Source organism: Erwinia persicina NBRC 102418 (assembly GCF_001571305.1).
GTDB classification, from domain to species: Bacteria; Pseudomonadota; Gammaproteobacteria; order Enterobacterales; family Enterobacteriaceae; genus Erwinia; species Erwinia persicina.
Genome location: NZ_BCTN01000047.1, coordinates 1 through 3,436, shown reverse-complemented (window position 1 = coordinate 3,436; position 3,436 = coordinate 1). Strand labels below are relative to the sequence as shown.

General features: G+C 60.0%; 5 protein-coding genes. All 5 read right to left on the bottom strand.

The features are described 5' to 3' along the window. Window positions 1-61: 61 nt before the first annotated feature. The gene (locus EPE01S_RS23550) at window positions 62-346 is read right to left on the bottom strand and encodes a hypothetical protein (RefSeq protein WP_157076053.1); all 285 of its coding nucleotides are present in this window, start codon (window positions 344-346) and stop codon (window positions 62-64) included. Window positions 347-393: 47 nt separating this feature from the next. Further along, the gene (locus EPE01S_RS22480) at window positions 394-711 is read right to left on the bottom strand and encodes a HigA family addiction module antitoxin (RefSeq protein ID WP_062749635.1); all 318 of its coding nucleotides are present in this window, start codon (window positions 709-711) and stop codon (window positions 394-396) included. Next, the gene (locus EPE01S_RS22475) at window positions 711-992 is read right to left on the bottom strand and encodes a type II toxin-antitoxin system RelE/ParE family toxin (protein WP_062749633.1); all 282 of its coding nucleotides are present in this window, start codon (window positions 990-992) and stop codon (window positions 711-713) included. The genes EPE01S_RS22480 and EPE01S_RS22475 overlap by 1 nt, the downstream gene beginning before the upstream one ends. A gap of 159 nt (window positions 993-1,151) precedes the next feature. Next, the gene (locus EPE01S_RS22470; RefSeq protein ID WP_062749631.1) at window positions 1,152-1,598 is read right to left on the bottom strand and encodes a conjugation system SOS inhibitor PsiB family protein; all 447 of its coding nucleotides are present in this window, start codon (window positions 1,596-1,598) and stop codon (window positions 1,152-1,154) included. A 96-nt stretch (window positions 1,599-1,694) separates the two neighbouring features. Next, window positions 1,695-3,377, bottom strand: coding sequence for a DUF4942 domain-containing protein (locus tag EPE01S_RS22465; protein ID WP_084344240.1), 1,683 nt, complete (start codon window positions 3,375-3,377; stop codon window positions 1,695-1,697). Between the last annotated feature and the right edge of the window lie 59 nt (window positions 3,378-3,436).

Here is a 3,436-nt window from a genome sequence, read left to right as displayed (position 1 = left end):
CCTCAGCCATCAGACCCTAGCCGTCAGGCACGGAGCGCGGACCTTCGCGTTCCGGCGGAGCTTACCGGCTTTGCCGGTTAGCGGAGTGGGGCTCGACGACCCGGCTTGCCGGGGAGCCGAAGGGGGCCATGCTGTTGCTGTTGCTGTTGCTGTTGCTGTTGCTGTTGCTGTTAAATCGTATTTTTATTCGGCGGGCAGTAAAAACTGGCAGGGAAAAGGCAGAAGCTGAACCGGGTCGGGAGATGGTGGCCATACGCATCCCGGCGGAGAGGACCGGTGCGCCAGCACCGGTTTTTCCGGCCCGCAGGGCGGCGGTGTTGCTGTTCCGGGCAGTCAGAAAGCACAAAGCAAAACCGCGCCAGGCGGCGCGGTGCAGGATAACTGCCGCAAAGGTTACTTGCCTGGCCTGGCCTGTGCGGAAGCAGCCAGCACGCCCGGGTGCAGGTGCACGCCGGAAACGTCAGTGGTTGCACGCGCCTTGTGCAGGTCGCAGGCAGCCTGCATGGATAACCAGAGGCGCGCCGCAATACCCAGCCCCGCCTCCAGCCGCACCGCCATTTCCGGGCTGACCGACGCCTTACCGCTGGCGACCTTACTCAGCGCCGATGCGGAAACGCCCAGTTCTTTCGCCAGCACGCGCAGGCCGATATCGTTATCTTCAATGTACTCGGTGATCAGACCGCCCGGATGCGGGGGATTGAACATGGCCATCAGTGGTAGTCCTCCAGGTTGAGAATATAGGCATCACCGTCCGTGAATTCGAAGGTGATGCGCCAGTTAGCCCTGACCGTGATGGAAAACAGGTTTTTCCTGTCGCCTTTCAGGGGGTGAAAACGAAAGCCCGGATAGTTTTTGAATTCATCCGTGGAAAGCGCTTCATCAATGACCAGCAGGCGAAGCCGGATGCGTTCCGCGTCCTTTGCCTGTACGCCGCTGATATCATCTTTTTCAAACAGCTTTTGTAATCCTTTGTGCTTCCAGCTTTTAATCACTTTTCGGCTCCGCGTTTCTCGTCGGGAAACATTATATCATATGTTTCCCCACGGGAAACACTCTGTTTGTTATTTTTCGCCGTCCGGGGAAAGGATGTTCCGGGCTGTCAGCTTGTTTGGCATCAGCCAGCAGAGTGGCCAGAGGAAGTGATATCGGGATCATGCGGCATGCCCTCCTATCCGAAGCGCGGCGACCAGCTCGCCGGCACAGGTGAAGCCCGCCCGCGTGTACTCTGCGATTTTTTCAAGCGTGGTACGAAGCGTTGCAGGCTCAAAGCGATAGCTGACGCTCAGCGAGACGCGCGTCCGGGTGCGGGCATCAGTCAGCATCGCGCACCACAGCGGCGAATCGGCCGACGGGCTGACCAGCTCAACGGCAAGCCCGGCCACATCGGCGCGTGTCAGCCGCAGGTGTACGGGATAGGCTCCGCCCCATTCGCCGCGCATCTCGCAGTCTGTGTGCCAGCTGTCCGGCAGCTGCAGCGTGTTCAGTACCGCACCGCTCAGGCGCTGGCGAAACGCTTCGCCACGGTTGCGGTAAGCTTCAAAATCGCAGCCGGTAAAGGACTGCAGGGTGTTAAGCGTGAATTTTTCTTCCTGGGTCATGATGTTGTCCTGCTCTGTCTCGGGGTTCAGTTTCCCGGCCCGTTTATCGGGCCGGTACGGTGTCCGGCAGGGTCGCCCCTGCCAGCCGGGCCGGGTTTATTCCGGCTTGTACGCCATGAGGCGCACCACACGAACTCCGGTTCCCGCAAACATGCCCTCCATCGGCGCGGACCAGCTGCAGTCCCAGCCCGGCAGCAGGTTTTTGCGGTCGCTGCCTGCGGGCAGGATGGCCGCGAGGCGTCCGCCGTTCTTCACCAGCACCGCCGCCGCGTTCAGGTGCGCCACGGCGCGACCCTCGCTGTAAGGCGGATTCATTACCACCACGTCAAAGCGCTGCAGCGTCGCCTGCGCCCACGCCAGAAAATCGGCTTCAATCACGTTGTGGCCTTTGGACTCCAGCACGCGGCAGTGCAGCGGAGAAATTTCCACGCAGGTTGTCTGCGCCTGCGGCATCAGGTCGGCCAGGCCGCCCATGCCCGCGCTCGGCTCCAGGCAGGTTTCACCCTCACGGATGTCTGCCTCGTCAAGCAGCTGCGCAGCCAGCTCGCCCGTGGTCGGGTAAAACTGGTGCGTTTTCTGCTCAGGCAGCGCGCCGGACAGCTGGATATCTTCAAGCGCCGTGGTCGGGTCGTAATCAAATTCAAACCAGGTAAAGGCGTTAATGTTCATCTTTACGCCGCCCAGGCTCAGCAGCACTTTTTCCGCTTCCGCGCGCGCAGCCGGGTTCTCGTCCGAATAGCCCTTAAAGCGGCGGTTAAAGGGGTTTGTCGTGACGGGCGGGCGCGGCTCTTCCCAGCGGTTGCGCTGCCGTGGCTCGGTACGCTCTGTCTCCAGGTCGCTGAGCACGCTCAGCACGGAAAACGGCAGCAAATTCGTGTGCAGCTCAAAGGATTTCTGCTTCGTGCGCGGCTTCTGGCGGTGCTCTGCCGGGATGGCCGCCGGGTGCAGGAAGGCCAGAATGTCATTAAGACGCCAGGCCATGTCCGGATGGATTTCAAGATGAATGGTGCCTTTCTGAAAGGCTTTCATACGCAGCGCGCCGCCGTCGATGGCAACCCACTCCCCCGAACGGGCGCGCGCGATATTCAGAATTTTATTGGTCGTGGTCAGCCCGGTCGCATCGCGCCCCATAAACTTCGCGATCACCTTGCGCAGATCGTCCACGTAACCGGTGCGGTCGTAGTTGCACATGCCCCACTGATCGAACATGTATTCAATGATCATGCGCTTGCTGAAGCCTTCCGGACGGTTGGTCACGTGGCTGCGCGACAGGCTGCGGAAAATGCCGTCAACGCGTTCGGAGAAAAATTTCTGACGTGAGAAAAGCAGTTCGGAAAGCGTCGCGCGCACAGCGTTTTCCTCGAAATCCGGCGCTTTCATCTCATGGATTTGATTGTTCCAGTCATTGCGGCGATCGTTGGGCATGTACTCGTAAACGTCAGTCAGGCTCAGCGCCTGCTGCCAGAAATCGGCATTAAGTGACGCCAGCGCCCCGGGCAGATCGAACAGCTTAGACACGGGCGGCACGTGGTAGCCGCGGCTGCCGTGGAGATTGCCTTTCAGAAAGTGCGCCACGGCCTCATGATTTTCACCGCTGCGGATCGAAACTGACAGGTCATTCAGCTTCGCGCGCAGGAAGGTATAACGGCCAAGCAGGCCAGCAATCAGATCGGTTTCAACGGGTGCAAAAAAGGTATCTGAAATGACTTCCCCGGCGGCATTGATCGGGGCGCGGTCGGTGGTCGCATCAGGGGTGAAGTTTACGAGCGTGTTTTGCATGTCATAGCTCCTTAAATCCGGCTGAGTGGGTGCAGCACGCGCTGCGGACCCGAAAAAGA

Coding starts and splice junctions, on each gene's coding strand:
- EPE01S_RS22480 (WP_062749635.1), bottom strand. CDS start 711: ATGGCCATGTTCAATCCCCCGCATCCGGGCGGTCTGATCACCGAGTAC.
- EPE01S_RS22470 (WP_062749631.1), bottom strand. CDS start 1,598: ATGACCCAGGAAGAAAAATTCACGCTTAACACCCTGCAGTCCTTTACC.
- EPE01S_RS22465 (WP_084344240.1), bottom strand. CDS start 3,377: ATGCAAAACACGCTCGTAAACTTCACCCCTGATGCGACCACCGACCGC.